The organism is Halomonas sp. AOP27-A1-41, from assembly GCF_052378605.1.
GTDB lineage: Bacteria > Pseudomonadota > Gammaproteobacteria > Pseudomonadales > Halomonadaceae > Vreelandella > Vreelandella citrativorans.
Window position 1 is genome coordinate 133,074 of the sequence record NZ_JBQSXT010000004.1, and the last position, 15,747, is coordinate 148,820.

The 15,747-nt window shown below is 52.9% G+C and carries 13 protein-coding genes; 8 read left to right on the top strand and 5 right to left on the bottom strand.

Features of this window, described 5'->3' with window-relative positions; all coding sequences use genetic code 11:
* The first annotated feature begins 163 nt into the window (after positions 1-163).
* Positions 164-370, top strand: a complete 207-nt coding sequence (locus tag ACT3TC_RS04790) for a cold-shock protein (RefSeq protein ID WP_018917934.1) — start codon at positions 164-166, stop codon at positions 368-370.
* Between the two features lie 137 nt (positions 371-507).
* Here ACT3TC_RS04790 and ACT3TC_RS04795 read toward each other — a convergent pair whose 3' ends face one another.
* A complete protein-coding gene (locus tag ACT3TC_RS04795; RefSeq protein ID WP_444639336.1) occupies positions 508-1,389 on the bottom strand; it encodes a putative RNA methyltransferase in 882 nt (293 codons plus the stop codon).
* Positions 1,390-1,424: 35 nt separating this feature from the next.
* Positions 1,425-2,360: a DMT family transporter gene (locus tag ACT3TC_RS04800; RefSeq protein WP_444639337.1), complete on the bottom strand. Its 936-nt coding sequence runs from the start codon at positions 2,358-2,360 to the stop codon at positions 1,425-1,427.
* 97 nt (positions 2,361-2,457) lie between these two features.
* Between ACT3TC_RS04800 and ACT3TC_RS04805 the strand changes: the two genes are divergently transcribed.
* Entirely contained in the window at positions 2,458-3,405 is a 948-nt protein-coding gene (locus ACT3TC_RS04805) for a LysR substrate-binding domain-containing protein (protein ID WP_444639338.1), read from the top strand.
* On the opposite strand, the gene ACT3TC_RS04810 is transcribed toward ACT3TC_RS04805, so the two are convergent.
* On the bottom strand, positions 3,402-4,148 hold the full coding sequence (locus tag ACT3TC_RS04810; RefSeq protein ID WP_192526630.1) for a helix-turn-helix domain-containing protein: 747 nt from the start codon (positions 4,146-4,148) through the stop codon (positions 3,402-3,404). The two genes, ACT3TC_RS04805 and ACT3TC_RS04810, sit on opposite strands and share 4 nt — an antisense overlap.
* 140 nt (positions 4,149-4,288) lie before the next feature.
* Between ACT3TC_RS04810 and ACT3TC_RS04815 the strand changes: the two genes are divergently transcribed.
* Together ACT3TC_RS04815 and ACT3TC_RS04820 are read left to right on the top strand one after the other, a co-directional pair.
* Positions 4,289-7,771 carry an acyl-[ACP]--phospholipid O-acyltransferase gene (locus ACT3TC_RS04815; RefSeq protein ID WP_444639339.1) on the top strand — a complete coding sequence of 1,161 codons (3,483 nt, stop codon included), beginning with the start codon at positions 4,289-4,291 and terminating at the stop codon, positions 7,769-7,771.
* Between the two features lie 226 nt (positions 7,772-7,997).
* The gene (locus ACT3TC_RS04820; RefSeq protein WP_444639340.1) at positions 7,998-8,597 is read left to right on the top strand and encodes a nitroreductase family protein; all 600 of its coding nucleotides are present in this window, start codon (positions 7,998-8,000) and stop codon (positions 8,595-8,597) included.
* A gap of 171 nt (positions 8,598-8,768) precedes the next feature.
* On the opposite strand, the gene ACT3TC_RS04825 is transcribed toward ACT3TC_RS04820, so the two are convergent.
* Complete coding sequence (locus ACT3TC_RS04825; RefSeq protein ID WP_444639342.1) at positions 8,769-10,526, bottom strand: mechanosensitive ion channel family protein; 1,758 nt, start codon at positions 10,524-10,526, stop codon at positions 8,769-8,771.
* Between the two features lie 406 nt (positions 10,527-10,932).
* Between ACT3TC_RS04825 and ACT3TC_RS04830 the strand changes: the two genes are divergently transcribed.
* The 4 genes from ACT3TC_RS04830 to ACT3TC_RS04845 all read left to right on the top strand — a co-directional run bounded on the left by ACT3TC_RS04830 (position 10,933) and on the right by ACT3TC_RS04845 (position 14,986).
* Complete coding sequence (locus tag ACT3TC_RS04830; RefSeq protein WP_192526626.1) at positions 10,933-11,682, top strand: hypothetical protein; 750 nt, start codon at positions 10,933-10,935, stop codon at positions 11,680-11,682.
* 116 nt (positions 11,683-11,798) lie between these two features.
* Positions 11,799-12,017, top strand: a complete 219-nt coding sequence (locus tag ACT3TC_RS04835) for a DUF1656 domain-containing protein (RefSeq protein WP_192526625.1) — start codon at positions 11,799-11,801, stop codon at positions 12,015-12,017.
* Positions 12,018-12,028: 11 nt separating this feature from the next.
* Positions 12,029-12,901, top strand: coding sequence for an efflux RND transporter periplasmic adaptor subunit (locus tag ACT3TC_RS04840; protein WP_087108141.1), 873 nt, complete (start codon positions 12,029-12,031; stop codon positions 12,899-12,901).
* 3 nt (positions 12,902-12,904) lie between these two features.
* Positions 12,905-14,986 (top strand): FUSC family protein, encoded by a 2,082-nt coding sequence (locus ACT3TC_RS04845; protein WP_444639343.1) that lies wholly within the window; start codon positions 12,905-12,907, stop codon positions 14,984-14,986.
* A gap of 22 nt (positions 14,987-15,008) precedes the next feature.
* Here the strand turns inward: ACT3TC_RS04845 and ACT3TC_RS04850 are convergent, their stop codons facing one another.
* Positions 15,009-15,587, bottom strand: a complete 579-nt coding sequence (locus ACT3TC_RS04850; RefSeq protein WP_444639344.1) for an NAD(P)H-dependent oxidoreductase — start codon at positions 15,585-15,587, stop codon at positions 15,009-15,011.
* Positions 15,588-15,747 lie beyond the last annotated feature (160 nt).

Genomic DNA, 15,747 nt, shown 5'->3' on the forward strand with positions numbered 1-15,747 from the left:
CGAATCATGGCACTGTATCATCAGTTGGTTAGCAAGCAGCATGGTTTCAGAAGCGTACGATTCTTTCGGCAGCCTGATATTGTATTCCTTGTTTCACCCGCTACTTCAATCTGGGTAATACCAGGAACTTTATTACGGCGCTTATGCGCGAAAGGATTTAATCATGGCAACTGGCACAGTTAAATGGTTCAACGACACTAAAGGCTTCGGTTTCATCGCTCCTTCTGACGGCAGCGACGACCTGTTTGCACACTTCTCCGAAATTCAGTCTGACGGCTTCAAAACCCTTCAAGAAGGCGCTAGCGTTTCTTTTGACGTTACCCAGGGTAAAAAAGGCCTTCAGGCTTCTAACATCAAGCAAACTTCTTAATATTTCTTATTAAGTGTTTGCTCAGACCTTAGGGTCTGACTGACAAGGCCCGCCTCGGTGGGCCTTGTTGCGTTTGGGGTTGGTAAAGTTCTGACCAAACCAAACAAGCCGCCAACCACGTCTTGCCTACCCTTCTTCTATGCGTTTTTAATCCATTTAATCACTCGCACATCAACACTCACGATGAGTGTCTTCAGTGCTGCCGCTCTTTCTCGGCCCTCAGCGCTTGCCCGATAAAGGTGCGGGGTCATGGCCAAAAGATCCGCAATGCTCTCTTTGTCATTAAGCGTTAGCGAATAGCAGACCGTATCGGTTGCCTGCAGGCTAAACCCTTCTGGCACAGCGGGTTCTGCATTGCGCTCGGGCTTAAGCGTTGGATAAATAATCTCACGCAGCTCGCGCAAATGATTTGATCCTGCCTCCACCTGTAACAGCAACCCGCCCGGCTTAAGCACTCTGGCAAACTCGCTCATCACGGGAAAGCCGAACATGCAGAGTAGCCTATCCAGCGTGGCCGACTGCACAGGTAAATTCGCATTACTGCCTACTACCCACGTAGCGTCTTGCTGACGGCTCTGTTCTTGTTGAGGGCGTCCTTGCTGACGGCTCTGCTTGGCCGCCGCCATAACCGCCCATTTGGAAATATCCAACCCCATCAAAGCAAGCGGTGTTTGCGGCGTCGTGCTGGCCAATTGACGCAAGTAGTAGCCTTCGCCACAGCCTGCATCCAGGCAGCTAAGCCGTTCGTTTTCTGAAGCGCCTTTTAAGGCAGCGTGGCGAACAGCCTCTGCAACAGGCTGGTAATGTCCGGCATTCAAAAAACGCTGCCGTGCAGCCACCATGGCCTTACTGTCACCGGGGTCGTTTGAGCGTTTGTTCTGCACAGGCAGCAGGTTTACATAACCCTGTTTGGCAATATCAAAGCTGTGTCCCGCCGTGCAGCGCCATACGCCTTCAGCTTGAGTGAGCGTGCCGCCGTCAAGCGGGCAGGCCAGCGCTTTAAACGCGTTCGATAACATAAAATGATTTTATTCAGCGAAGGATGAGTCAGTAGTTAGCGCATTACCACCACGATACCGATCATGATAGCCACACCACCGATTAAAAAGTTAAAGCTCAAAGGCTCGTTGAGCAGTAGGGTACCAAAAAGCAGACCAAAAAGCGGTGCTAAAAAAGAGAACACGCCTAACTGCGAGGCACGATAGCTCCGCAATAACGAAAACCACAGTAGTAAAGCGCCAAAGGAAACGATAATTGATTGAAAACCAAGGCTTAAAATGACTATTGAGGTAAACTGAGCGCTCATTAACTGCCCCGATATTAACGCAGCTGGCAATAGAAGCAGTGCCGTTACACTTAGTTGATAGCTCAATGTGAGTTCAGCGGGCTGCTCGGAAAGCGAGCTTCTGCGTATCACCACCGTCGTCGCTGCCCAAGATAACCCCGCCACTATTCCCATCATGTCACCGATCAGTATTTCCGTATCCATACTGCCCGCTTGACCGGGCGCTATCGCAATGGCCATTCCTGTAAAAGCCAAGCCAATACCCCACCACTGGCGTTGAGCCAACTGCTCCCCCGGAACCATTAAATGCAGTCCTAACGCCGCAAAAATAGGCGCCGTATAGAGAAAAATAGACATGTGAGAAGCCAGCGTGTAATGAAGCCCCCAAGCCAAAAAGACAAACTCACTCGTGAAACCTAAGCCAACGAGTAACCCCGGCCGCCAATGCGCGCGCACATCTCGCCAACCAATGCCTTGCCAGAGCGCGCAAGGTATTACCAGCATAGCGGCAAGCAAAGAGCGTAAAGCAATTTGAGACAGTGGCGATATTTCCTCAGCCACCCCTTTTATAGCAACCTGCTGAAACCCTAATATCAGACAGAAGAGAAGCATTAACGATGCCGCTCTTCGCCCTAGGGGTTTTCGCTCAAAAACGACGTCCTTGTGGTAAACCTTTGTTGCTATATCTGGCTCAAGATTGCGCATGTAGACCTCGCTATGCAATAAGACGGCTATTGCATCAGCAGAGGAAACTCTCTACAAACGATTACTTATCCGACCTAGGCTTAGTAAAACTCACGCTATGAAAATTGAAAGACTACCGCTTAATGCACTGCGTGCTTTCTCTGAGGCTGCTCGTGAAAACAGCTTCAAAAAAGCCGCCACTCGGCTCAGCGTTACTCCTGGTGCCGTTAGTCGCCAAGTCAAACAGCTAGAGGCAAGGTTGGGCGTCACTCTTTTCGAGCGACACGCCAATGGCGTGTTAATCACCGAGGCGGGTAAAATGCTGCTCGACGATGTGCAGGCGGGGTTATCACTTATTGCAAGTGGGGTGGAACATATCACACAGCGCTCTAGCGAAGCTTTTGAGCTGATTATTAGCGCGCCACCTTCTTTTTTACAGCTTTGGCTACTACCGCGACTTCATCGATTCGAAGCACGTGAACGCGGTATCAATATATCGCTTGATGCCGATGCGAATTTAACGCCACCACTGTGGTTGCCTAACCGTGCCAAGCTATCACTGCGTTATGGCCAAGGTCCGTGGCAAGGCGTCAATAGCATTAGATTATTCGAAGACGTGCTATTTCCTGTGTGCTCGCCTGCGCTGCTTTTCAAAAATAAAATTAGGGTGCCAGAAGACTTGCTGGCACAACCGCTGCTTTCGGTTGAATGGCAGCGGCATACTCCGGCCTTCAGTCCTGTACCGAGCTGGAGCGAATGGTTTAATAGCGTCGGTGTAAAAAACCACCACTTACCCACCCCCATGCAATACTCGCTTTATAGTTTGGCGCTAGACCAAGCCATTGCTGGCCAAGGCGTAGTACTGGCAAGCTATCCCTTAATTGCCGACCGGCTGGCTAGTGGTGTGTTAGTACGTCCCTTTAAAGAGAAGTACGCGCTCGTATCACGCTTTGCTTACGATCTTATTCTACCGGCGAGCGGAGGCGCACCCGAAGCGGTCACACACTTTAGCGAATGGATAACCCAAGAGGCGGAGACATTTCAAAATACATCCCCATATCATTAAGAATGATCCAACTGTCGCGTATAGTCTTGAAACAACGCATATTTCCATTGGCGCACCGCTAATACCGACGTAGTACCAAAGCGCTTATGCAGAGGAAAACTACTTTCTCTTTCGCACAGGGCGTGAAACTCCTTGGCCAGGCGCTGCATTATCTGCTGCCACTCGTCATTGCCTGCTCGGGACAGCAGACCATTGAGGACCAGCAGTTGCTCGCTTTCGCCATCAAAGCGTGAGCGAAAAAATTCATTCGCAATATACGTTTGGAAGAACTGCTGGATAGGGCCGCCAGAGCGCCAGCGGAAATTGGCAGCTACGCGGCGGCGAATACGATTACCAGGTAGCAACTCAATAAGCTTTAGCCGCTCAAGCTTAAGCAGCTGACGTGTACACTCCGTCTCGCTTAACTGATACTGATGATGAATTTCGTCAAAGCTATAGCCATTAACAACACAGACAGCGACCAGAAATAGCTCACGATCGTCAACGATGCTCTGCTCCTGAGCCTGGGTCAATTGCTGGGGCCGTAGCTCTTCTGCCTGCATGGCTTGTACCAGCTCGGCAAATTCGATATTGAGTTGATCACAGATGCACTCAAGCCGCGCCAGGGTAAAGTGCTTTTCAGCAAACAGACGCTTAACGGACGCCTCGCTTAGGCCCAGCCACTGAGCCACATCGGCATAGGTTTTACCCTGAGCACGAAGCTGGCGCTTCAACGTATCAATTAAACACCCCACTTGGGACATAAGCGCCTCCAGACACCTCAACGTAGCAAATAATGATACTTTAAAGCACGTATAACACAACCTGGTCTAACAAGGTTGCACCCAAGGCCTGGTTTGGACAGATTGCTACCATCTAAAGGGGTTTATAAGGCTTAGTGAACATGCAAAGAGTGCTACAGATGAAGGGCGCATGGCCCTACTTCATCGCTATCTTTCTTAATGCTTTTCTCGACTTGGGGCATAAGATCGTTATTCAGAATTCGATCTTCAAAAGCTACGATGGCACCACCCAAATAGTGCTTACTGCGCTGGTAAACGGGTTAATCCTGCTCCCGTTCATTGCACTATTTAGCCCATCAGGTCATGCGGCTGATACCTATCCCAAAGTACGTATCCTACGCGTTTCGGCGTGGGCAGCGGTCGTGGTATCACTAGGCATTACGGCGGCTTATTATCAAGGCTGGTTTTGGCTGGCTTTTGCGATGACGCTACTGCTGGCGATACAGTCAGCCTTTTACTCACCTGCCAAATACGGCATGGTCAAAACGCTGTTTGGAAAACCCCGCTTGGCCGAAGCGAACGGTATCGTCCAGGCCGTTACCATTGGTGCCATTTTAGCGGGCACGGTGGTGTTTACTGCCTTCTTTGAAGCATGGACCCCCTTGGCCAACCAGCCCCCTGAGCAGTTGCTGCGCCAAATTGCTCCGCTAGGCTGGCTATTAGTGCTCAATAGCATCATTCAGGTGGTGGCGCTTTATCGTCTACCACTGGATACCCCACAGCCGCCCAGCACACCGCTGACCTGGAAGCGCTATATAAAAGGCAGCGCGCTTAAAGATAATCTGCGCATCGTTGCACGCCAGCCCGTGTTAAGACTGTCGATTATCGGCCTTGCCACCTTCTGGTCTGTTGGCCAAGTGCTGTTAGCCGCCTTTCCTGCCTACGCCAAATCCGCGCTCAGCATTGATAACACGCTGGTGCTGCAAGGCATTCTCGCCGCTAGCGGCATCGGTATTGCGCTGGGTTCGGTGCTGGCCAGTCGTCTTTCGCGCAACCGTATTGAAACCGGCTTAATTCCGGTGGGCGCTCTGGGCGTTGCCGTTGGTTTATGGTGCTTACCGCTACTCACAACGCCACTCAGCCAAGCGCTGAACTTTGTGTTTATCGGTTTAATGGGCGGGCTGTTTATTGTGCCGCTCAACGCCCTGATCCAGTTCCACGCTGCGGATAACGAGCTGGGCACGGTGTTGGCAGCCAATAACTGGATTCAAAATATCGCCATGCTGGGCTTTTTGGCGCTCACGGCGCTGTTTGCTTTGGCGGGCGTGGATAGCCACTATTTATTACTTGTGATCGCTAGCGTAGCGATGATAGGGGGTGGCTACACCATTATAAAACTGCCCCAAAGTCTGGTGCGTTTTTTACTGGGCTTTCTGCTGACCCGCCGCTATCGCGTTGATGTTTACGGTTTGGAAAACTTGCCTGCCCAAGGCGGCGTGCTGTTACTGGGCAACCATATCAGCTGGATTGATTGGGCCATGGTGCAGATCGCAAGCCCTCGGCCGGTGCGTTTTGTGATGCTGAAAAGCATTTATCAGCGCTGGTATTTGCGCTGGTTTTTTAAAGCACTGGGCTGTATCCCCATTGAGCGCGGCGCTGCCGCCGAGCGGGCACTTAATAGCGTTGCCGAATTGCTCAACGCAGGTGAAGTGGTCTGCCTGTTTCCGGAAGGTGCTATCAGCCGCACCGGGCAGCTGGGCGAATTTCGCCGAGGCTATGAGCGGGCCTGCAAAATGGCCAATCCCGACGTAAAAATCGTTCCGTTTTATCTACGTGGGCTATGGGGCAGCCAGTTCTCGCACTCTTCCAGCAAGCTTAAAGAGCTACGCCATGCACCGCTACACCGCTCTATCGTTGTGGTCTTTGGCCAAGCGCTGCCAAAAGAGACCCCAGCCGATGTACTCAAGCGACGCATCTTTGAGCAGGCTACCCGCTCCTGGCAGCTCTCGATGGAGAACCTGCACACCCTGCCGGATGCCTGGATACGCAGCGTAAAACGCCGCCCAGGAAAGCTGGCGCTCACGGACACGATCAGCCGCCCATTGAGTGCCGCTAAAGCCCTCACGGCGAGTATTCTGATGGCCAAGCGCATCCGTAAACAGAGCAAAGCGCAGAACATCGGCTTGTTACTGCCTACCAGTAGCGCGGGTGTACTCGCCAATATGGCAACACTGCTGGCGGGAAAAACGGTGGTCAACCTTAACTACACCGCCAGCGGCGATGCGTTGGCTTCGGCCCTTTCGCAAGCGGGGATAGATACCGTTCTCACGTCTACGCGTTTCGTGGAAAAACTTAACGCCCGTGGGCTTGATGTATCGGCGTTACTTGCCAACCAAAACGTTGTTTACCTGGAAACACTACAAGCCTCCATGGGCCGGGCTGAACGCTTAGGCACATGGCTTAGCGTCCGCTTGCTGCCGACCTGGCTGCTGCGCCTCTGCTACTGCCGAGCACATGATGCCGAGGCCACCGCCGCCATCCTGTTTTCCAGCGGTAGCGAAGGACAGCCAAAAGGCGTGATGTTAAGCCACCGCAACCTAATGGCGAACGTTAAGCAAACATCCGACGCGCTGAATACCGAGCATAACGACGTCATGATGGGCTCGCTTCCGCTGTTTCATGCGTTCGGCCTCACGGTTACTCAGTTCTTACCGTTAATTGAGGGCCTGCCCCTGGTGTGCCACCCCGACCCGACCGATGCGGCGGGTATTGCGAAAGCGGTTGCCAAGCACCGGGCAACCATTATGTGTGGCACGTCGACGTTTCTGCGCTTGTTCACTCGCAGCTCCAATGTTCATCCGCTCATGCTGGATAGCATCAGAGTGGTAGTAGCCGGGGCGGAAAAGGTCGACGACAGCGTACGCAGCGCGTTCCAGCTTAAATTTCATAAGCTGATTTATGAAGGATACGGCGCAACCGAAACCTCGCCGGTAGCGGCGGTTAATCTTCCCGATACGCTGGATGTAAACTACCTGCAAGTGCAGCGGGGGGCCAATATAGGCACGGTTGGCATGCCGCTACCCGGCACGAGTTTCAAAATTGTTGACCCGGAGAGTTTTGAAGAGCTTTCCACTGACGAAGCAGGCATGATTTTGATTAGCGGGCCGCAGGTCATGCAGGGGTACCTGAACGATGCTGAACGTACCGCCAAGGTAGTGTGCAATCTCAACGACCAGCGCTGGTATATCACCGGAGACAAGGGTTATCTGGATGAAGATGGTTTTCTGACCATTGTTGATCGCTACTCACGCTTCGCTAAAATTGGCGGTGAGATGATTGGCCTCGGCGCGGTGGAGCAGGCTGTTAAAGCTACGCTTGCCGACCCCGATACCGCCATCATGGCGGTCAACATACCGGATGCTCATAAAGGCGAGCGTATTGTCTTGCTCTCGGAAACTCCGCTTGATGCACAGGCTGTCAGAACGGCCCTACGCGGCCAGGGTGTCTCATCGCTAATGATTCCCAGCCACTGGTTCACCGTTGATCAATTACCGCAACTGGGTTCCGGGAAGCCTGATATCGCCGGTGCCAAACGCTTGGCGCAGGAACAACTAACCGAAAGCGAGCAGCCCTCGCTACAGTAGCCCAACCGTGAATAATGGGCTCCCATTAGCGCTGTAGAAACCAGGCAGTGTCTAAAAGAACTGCCTGGTTTCAAAGGCTTAATTACGGGTGTGAAGAAGCGCTTTTTTATCCGAGCCGATAATTTTTACTTATAGCATCCAGAACAAATGTGTATTAAGTTAAGCTAATAGTCCTATGGAATTACTGCTTCGTAAAGGCTCCTACCCACTAAAAGAGGAATGCTTTATGTCCAACCCAGCTATCAATATTTACAAGCAACGTCGTAGTCAATACGCTATTGGTAAAAACATTTCCATCGGTCAAACCGACGCCACTTCCCTGATCAAGGAAGCGGTGAAACTGGCACCCACTGCCTTCAATTCCCAAAGCTCGCGCGCAGTCATTCTGTTCAACGAGCAGAACGACAAGTTCTGGCAACTGGTGCTGGATACGCTGCGTGCCATCGTGCCTGCTGAATCCTTTGCGCCGACCGAGCAAAAGATCAATAGCTTTTCCGCTGGCGCGGGTACCGTACTGTTTTTTGAAGATCAGGACGTTGTCAAAGGATTGCAGGAGAAGTTTCCACTTTACGCCGACAACTTCCCTGCCTGGTCAGAACACGCCACGGGCATCGCCCAGTTTGTCGTTTGGACCGCCCTTGCCGAGGCCGATATCGGTGCCAGCTTGCAGCACTATAATCCGATTATCGACGACGCCGTATTTGAAACCTGGGACCTGCCAGCTTCCTGGAAACTGCGTGCGCAAATGCCCTTCGGCTCTCATGAGGCGCCGTTAGGCGAGAAGACATTTATGGATGACGAAGAACGTTTCCGCATCTTCGCTTAAGTAGCGACACCTTAACGTCTCACTGCATAGAAATATGCTAACGCCCGCCCGCTGGTTTACCCAAAACCGCGGGTGGTGGCGTTTTAAAAGCGGGCTTTTTCCGGCAACAAAGACGGTCGGAAAAGGCCCATTTCTTGGAGATCCATATCTAGTGCCCCATTTTCACAAAGGTTACTCTTCCTTACGCGGCTCAGAGTGTGTGGCTGGCTTTTCACTGCTTGTCCCCATAATTGTTTTGTGGGGCTTGGTGCCTTCCGCGCGAGCGACGTCCTGATGGCTAATCACCATAACGTCTCTTGGCCACCAATCGGGATGATCTTCACGTATAAAGGTCAGCAGCTTTTCCCGGATATTCATTTCAGCGGTCCAGCCCGACATGGGATCAGAAGCCACGAAGTAGCAGGTAATCACCAGCGTTGTCGCCGTTTGCCCGGTCGCGTAACACAGGAGTTTATGGTGCTCAATGACGCTATCTTCTTCTTGGGCATACTCTAGAAACGTTTTGCGCAATAACGCAATATCGGTGCTTAGATGCAGAATCAGCTCCATACTACGGTACATTTTCGCACTCTTGACCGACAGATTCTGGAAAGGCTTGGAGACAAAGTACGTTACCGGAACAACGATTCGCCGATCATCCCACACCCGCAGCCGAATAAAGGTATAGAAAATACCTTCCACATAGCACCACTCATCTTCAAAAATCACCAGATCGCCGATACGAATCGGCTTGGCAAGCGATAACTGCATGGATGAAAGAATATTGCCCAGCACGGTCTGCCCGGCGATACCGACCAAGACCGCCAACACACTGGCCGAGGCCAACAATGAAAGGCCCAGCGTCTCAAAGAGCTGGATCTGGCTTAGCACGTAGATAGTCACTGCCGACACCATCACCAGTATCACGGCCCGGCGTACCGCATAGAGCGTGGTGAGAAGCCTACGTTCATCCTTTGGTTTGGTGTCGTCGATTTCCCCCACTAGCCGCCGGGCCATGCGCAGCATGATTGTGTCCACCAAACGCAGCGCAATCGTGCCGACTCCCCACGCCATAACAGTAATCAGCAGAACACGGAATGTGGTCATTGCCACTGCAGAGAAAGAGACGACATACTCAAGCAGCATCTGCGTGACAAGCGACATGGCGATGAGCGACATCGGCCCCTTGATACGCGCGGCAAAAATACTGGGCGCGCCAGAAGGTAGCCATCGGGCCATTAGGCCCACAAAGGTGTAGATGCCCCAGCCCAGCAGTACAATTAATACAAGAAAGGCGGGAACGGCAATCCACTCCCATACCATTAGAAAGCCGAACGTGGTTTTAAATCGGTCGGGTATATACTCCTCAACCATGGAGGGGCCATACTCATCGTAGAGTAAAGGAATTGAGGCAACGCTTCCCGGCATGATTAGCCAGATGGGGTCTTCGTCTTCTACTCGGTATCGCCCCAGGCGAATGTCGTAAGCTTCACCATCGGCTTGCAGTGAGGCCAACTCAATATCCCGTCGCGGATCACCAGCAAGCGGGTTTTCGCCGGTGGTGTCTTCGATAACGGCATCCTGGCGGCCTGAAAGGTTCGACGCACTCAGCCACTCGCCGCGCCGAAATACCTCAGCTAACTGCATGGCCAGCACATGTCCACGCTCCTGCTGCTCTTCTGGTGACAGTTCGGCAAGATTCAGTACGTGGGCGGCACCCTGATAGTCCTCCTCCTCAATCAGCTCAAGAAAACTCCGAATCGCCTCCCTCGGCGACATACGGTTAATCTCGTCGGGCGCTTCACCCAGCCCTACATTCAGTTCATCCGTGGTAAACCACTGTGTAGCTTCTTCGCCTTCTTCGCCCTGAGTTTGCGCGGCACAGAGGTTAGAAAACGCGAATACAATTACCAGTACCATCCATGTAGGCCACGAGCGGTGTGCTTTCATAAGCCCCATATTCACTTGGGAGTCAAAAGATCTGCACTAACATCCAGCGTTACTGGACTATCCATGTCAGTGAAGGTGAAAAATCAAGTACAGCCTACCTTTAGGCAGGACGCAAGGCGAAGTCCTAAACAGCAATATATCAATACTGCCCACCGCCTCACGCATAAAGAGTCGGTCTGTTATGCCTATTCGTAAGGCCTTGCAACAAAGCTGCATAGCGTCGCCTAGGTTGGGTAAAAAAACAGTGTGACTAGGGTCATATTAGCGACTTGCAAAGCATCTAACCTCACTATAGCTTACTCTAACGAGGCCGATAAAACGCCTCCCCAAAACGGCGTTGGGATAAGCAGCGTGTTAATCAAAAAAAGAGCGGAAACCGAATAAAACACAGCAGGGGAACCTTTAGATGCGTCGATTACGGTCATTTTCAGCCATTATAGGTATCATCGCAGCAGGCCTTGCCTTGCCCATCAACGCTGATGACATTAATGAGGAAGCTTGGCGGTTTCAGCTTACCCCCTATGTCTGGATGGCCGGATTGGCAGGCGATGTGCGCCCGCTTGAAAATGCCCCTACCGTTAGTACTTCACGCTCTTTCAGCAGCATTTTGGATGACTTGGATGGCGCCTTCTTCATGACCGGCACCGCACGCCAGGATCGCTTAGTACTTTTTGGCGATATTTCATGGGCCTCCCTTAGCCAGGCAAGCACGCTGCCCTTCGGCATTGTCGCGAATAGTAAGCTACGTCAGCGCTTTATAACGGCCGCTGCGGGTTATCAAGTGATGACGACCCCGACACAGCAGCTTGATCTACTGGCAGGTGCACGTGCTTGGCAAATTGATACCGACATCAACATTCCTGCGCTGGGCATTGATGTCGCCAAAACCAAACAGTGGGTAGATCCTATTGTGGCGGCACGCCTGCGATCACTCTGGGCGCCCAACTGGTCCACACTGCTTCATGCGGATATTGGCGGCCTGGATATGTCGAAAAAAAACACCTGGCAAGTTGTCGCTACACTCAACTACCAGTTCAGCGATACGCTTTACCTTTCAGGCGGCTATCGCCATTTATCGGTTAAACGCGATGAAACAGACTCACTCATTGATATCGAAATGGGCGGACCTATCGCCGGCATTACGTGGCGCTTTTAGTTAACGCGAGGGCACGATGCTTATGAGGTTACTGGATAGAAAAACCATCTTATCTCCTCATTGACTGCTCATCTTGGTCGTTTGATGGACGCTATCGGCCGTCATGAAGGAGTATTATGGGTCTTCAGGAAATTGCATTCGGCGGCATTTATCTCAGCCCGCTGCTGGCCTATGCCCTGCTTGGCTTTGTTGCCACGCTGGTCATCCGCACACTGCTGCACTGGGTGCTGGGAAACCATACGCTGTGGTACGCGGCATGGTTCGATTTATCGCTATTTGTCATCCTGACGGCTGGCATCACCTACGTGTTTACCATTTTGCTTGAAAGCCCTTAAGAGAGTTTCTGATGCGCAACTCGCTCCGTATTCTACTTACTCTGGTTATTGTAGCGATTGCCATTGCGGCCGGTATTTGGCTATGGCACTACTACCTTTATACGCCCTGGACCCGTGATGCCCGCGTTCATGCGCAGGTGGTCACCATCACCCCCGATGTTTCCGGATGGGTGACAACACTTAATGTGATGGACACCGATCACGTCGACCAGGGCGAGCTTCTGTTTACGATTGATGATGCGCGTTACCAAGCAGCGGTCGATAGAGCACAGGCAACGGTTGCACATCGTGACGCGACGTTAGAGCTTAACCGTGCCGAAGAAAGTCGCCGCAACCAGCTACGTAATAGCCAAGCGATTAGCGCCGAAGACCAACAGGTCGCCCAGATCAACTCACGAATTGCCGCCGCCGATTTACAGCAGGCCCAAGCCGACTTGGCAAGCGCTGAGCTTGATTTAGAACGCACTCAAATAACCGCACCGGTAAGCGGCCACGTACTAAACATGCAGTTTTCAGCCGGTAACTACGTTAACCGCGGCAGCTCGGTGATGGCCATCATCAGCGATAACTCTTACTACGTGGTGGGCTACTTTGAAGAGACCAAAATGGCGTCGATCAGCGTGGGTGACCCTGTCGATGTGATATTGATGAATGGTGATATTCATCTCAATGGCCATGTTGCCGGTATTGGTCGCGGCATTGCCGACAGTAACACCAACCTGAATCAGCAACTGCTGCCGCAGGTACAACCCACGTTTAACTGGGTGCGGCTGGCGCAGCGTATTCCGGTACGTATAACGCTGGATGAGGTTCCCGATGAAATGCTACTCAGCGTAGGCATGACAGCCACCGTACGTGTTCATCCCGCCCAACAGGCTGACTAAACCATGTCGCCGTTCGTTCAAACCTACTTGATGCCTGACGCCACGGCGGTCAAGTTTGCCATCAAGACCACCCTGGCGATGATGCTCGCACTTTACATCGCGCTTTTTTTCGATCTGGAGCGCCCCTACTGGGCATTGATGTCAGCGGCGTTTCTTCAGATCCGCCCGATGAGCGGCATGGTGATCGAGAAAGGCATCTGCCAGCTGGGTGGTACGTTTATCGGTGCCGTTGCGGGCATCGTCATCATGGCCCTGTTTGCCCAGGCACGGGTCCCGGCGCTCCTTTTTTTAACTATTTGGATCATGCTGTGCACCTACGTGGGATCACTTTGGCGTAACAACTACACCTACGGCTGCCTGATGGCGGCGGTTACCGCCATGCTGATTGTGGTGATTTCCAGCAACAGTACGCCCGCTGGCATTTTTGATATTGCCGTAGCGCGCCTTTCCGAGCTGGGGCTGGGTGCCATTTGCGCCATGCTGGTCAGCTCGCTGTTATGGCCCTCGCATGTAGGTACTCACTTGGCAACCCAAGCCGACACGGTGATTAACCAGGCGTTCGAACATGCCGCTCTGCGCCTTGAGGCCAGCGATGATATCGAGGCCATGCAAACTGCACTGCGCGGTAGCCTGGGGCCACTCACTCTGCTGGAAACTGATAGCCAAGCCGCGCGTTTTGAAGGTCCGGAAGGTGCTGGCCGGGTTCGCGCCACCCATGTGCTTACACGGCGTACGCTGCGCTTTTTCGCTAACGTGCAGGCGCTTCATCAGCTTATGCACGACCATGCTGATCGGCTTGATCCGCAAAGCCTCACACTTGCCTGTCAGGTCGCGAAGGGGTTGCGTGAGGCGGAGCACGTAAAAGGCGCTCCCCAGGCTAGAAAAGAGCTCCAGGCGTTACGCTACCTGGTTCATGAAAGCAATGAAAGTAGCGCATTAGCGCCGCTTGATCGCCGCTTACGCCTAGGGCTACGCGAATCGATTGGCCATGCGATGATCATGCTCGACGCTCGCGAAGCGATAGCCTCCCCCACCCGCCACACGCTTCGCTCATCACCGCTGGCTTGGCACCGCGACCATCTGACCGCCGGCATTAACGCCTTATGCGCAGGGCTGGTATTCGCGCTGCTTGCTGTGTTTTGGATCGTAACAGCATGGCAAAGTGCGATGATCGCCATGATGCTGGGCACACTGTTCTCGGCCTTTTTTGCCAGCCGCGATAACCCTGTCATGATCACCATGATGTTCTACAAAGGCATGCTGGCCGCTATCCCCAGCGCTTTTTTATTCGGCCACGTACTGCTTTCCCAAGCACACGGCTTTCCCATGCTGGCGATGATTTTCGGTGCCCCGCTGTTTTTAGGGCTACTGGGCGCGACCAACCCGGCGATCATGGGTTACTGCCTCTCCTTCACCATTTTCAATATCATGCTCACCATGCCCGGTAATGGCATGGACTTCTCATTTGACAGTTTTGCCAACCGAGCAGTGGCCGTCGTCATTGGGCTGACGTGTGTCATGATGGGCTTTCGTTTACTGCCAGGTTTGGGCACAAGGCTAAGACGGCGGCGTTTGATCAAGGCGATATCCCTGGATATTCATGGGCTGCGGCGGCGCTCCATTCGCGATGCCGAAACCCGGTTCAGTGGCCACATGGCCGACCGCCTTCTGCAGCTGGCCCAGCACGACGACATACTTCCCGAAGAGCAGCGCCACCTGTTTATACTCGGCCTGACCGGGCTTGACCTGGGTACGGCCACGCTGCGTCTGCGCGACCGGCTTGATGATGCTCCGCATTCGCTAATTCGTGAAGCACACCAAAACCTGCTGCATGCGCTGGCCAACGGTTTTGAAGAGAGCGCAAATGGACGAGAGCCGCAGGGCATTCACGCCGCAGGCCAACAGCTGGAAGAGGCCATTAAACGTTACGGTGATGTACCCGCTGATCGCCGTGTACTTCTGGAAGGTTTGATTGAGCGACTGGAGCTACCCCTTGAGCGCTTGGCACACATTATGGCAGAACGCCCTCAGCGCCCGTCGAAACCGCCGGCCAAGCACTTTACTCAAGAAGTACAAGATCGCTAATCCCGTAATAACATCAATTCACTTAGCCGAACAGACGCGTCAGGTGCTGAGCATAAGCGGCCATATCACGTGCAACGTCTGGCGCCTTGATCACATCGTTGGCGATAAACGTAGGCAGCGCTTCCAGGCCAACAAATTCCTGAGACTTATGGAACGGGAAGTAAACGCCATCGACACCGCGCCCTTCAAAGAAGTTACCTACCTCATCAAAGGCAGCCAGCGGCGCATTCCAGGTGAGCGACAGCATATAACGACGCCCTTGTAACAAGCCGCCACTGCCGTACTGCCTGGTGGGGTCTTGGCGTGAGCGGCCGTCGCTGGCATATAGCGAGCCATGCCCGGCGGTGAAGACTTCATCAATGTAGCGTTTAACGCTCCAGGGCGCGCCCATCCACCAACCCGGCATCTGATAGACGATGGTGTCCGCCCAGAGGAATCTTCCCACCTCGGCCTCGACTTCGTAACCCTGTTCAATTACCGTCTCGCGAACTTCATGGCCCAGCTCGGCGAGCGTACGCCATGCGACATCATGCAGGGTATTATTGAGCTCACCGCCAGAATGTGCGAACGGCTTGCCGCCATTGATTAACAGAATCTTCATCGTTAAAAACCTCTTACCCAATAGATAGCTTTGCCTGCCGATGGGCGATAGTCCTATCAACATGGCTTGAATGCCGCCTATTATGGGATGCTTAAAAACATGGAAAAACCCGCCTACTGGCAAGAGACTTTTGATATAAAATCAACAACCGTGTTTAACC

Bases quoted from the DNA above. Each gene is read 5' to 3' on its own strand.
- ACT3TC_RS04790 (WP_018917934.1), top strand. From the start codon at position 164: ATGGCAACTGGCACAGTTAAATGGTTCAACGACACTAAAGGCTTCGGT.
- ACT3TC_RS04795 (WP_444639336.1), bottom strand. From the start codon at position 1,389: ATGTTATCGAACGCGTTTAAAGCGCTGGCCTGCCCGCTTGACGGCGGC.
- ACT3TC_RS04800 (WP_444639337.1), bottom strand. From the start codon at position 2,360: ATGCGCAATCTTGAGCCAGATATAGCAACAAAGGTTTACCACAAGGAC.
- ACT3TC_RS04805 (WP_444639338.1), top strand. From the start codon at position 2,458: ATGAAAATTGAAAGACTACCGCTTAATGCACTGCGTGCTTTCTCTGAG.
- ACT3TC_RS04810 (WP_192526630.1), bottom strand. From the start codon at position 4,148: ATGTCCCAAGTGGGGTGTTTAATTGATACGTTGAAGCGCCAGCTTCGT.
- ACT3TC_RS04815 (WP_444639339.1), top strand. From the start codon at position 4,289: ATGCAAAGAGTGCTACAGATGAAGGGCGCATGGCCCTACTTCATCGCT.
- ACT3TC_RS04820 (WP_444639340.1), top strand. From the start codon at position 7,998: ATGTCCAACCCAGCTATCAATATTTACAAGCAACGTCGTAGTCAATAC.
- ACT3TC_RS04825 (WP_444639342.1), bottom strand. From the start codon at position 10,526: ATGAAAGCACACCGCTCGTGGCCTACATGGATGGTACTGGTAATTGTA.
- ACT3TC_RS04830 (WP_192526626.1), top strand. From the start codon at position 10,933: ATGCGTCGATTACGGTCATTTTCAGCCATTATAGGTATCATCGCAGCA.
- ACT3TC_RS04835 (WP_192526625.1), top strand. From the start codon at position 11,799: ATGGGTCTTCAGGAAATTGCATTCGGCGGCATTTATCTCAGCCCGCTG.
- ACT3TC_RS04840 (WP_087108141.1), top strand. From the start codon at position 12,029: ATGCGCAACTCGCTCCGTATTCTACTTACTCTGGTTATTGTAGCGATT.
- ACT3TC_RS04845 (WP_444639343.1), top strand. From the start codon at position 12,905: ATGTCGCCGTTCGTTCAAACCTACTTGATGCCTGACGCCACGGCGGTC.
- ACT3TC_RS04850 (WP_444639344.1), bottom strand. From the start codon at position 15,587: ATGAAGATTCTGTTAATCAATGGCGGCAAGCCGTTCGCACATTCTGGC.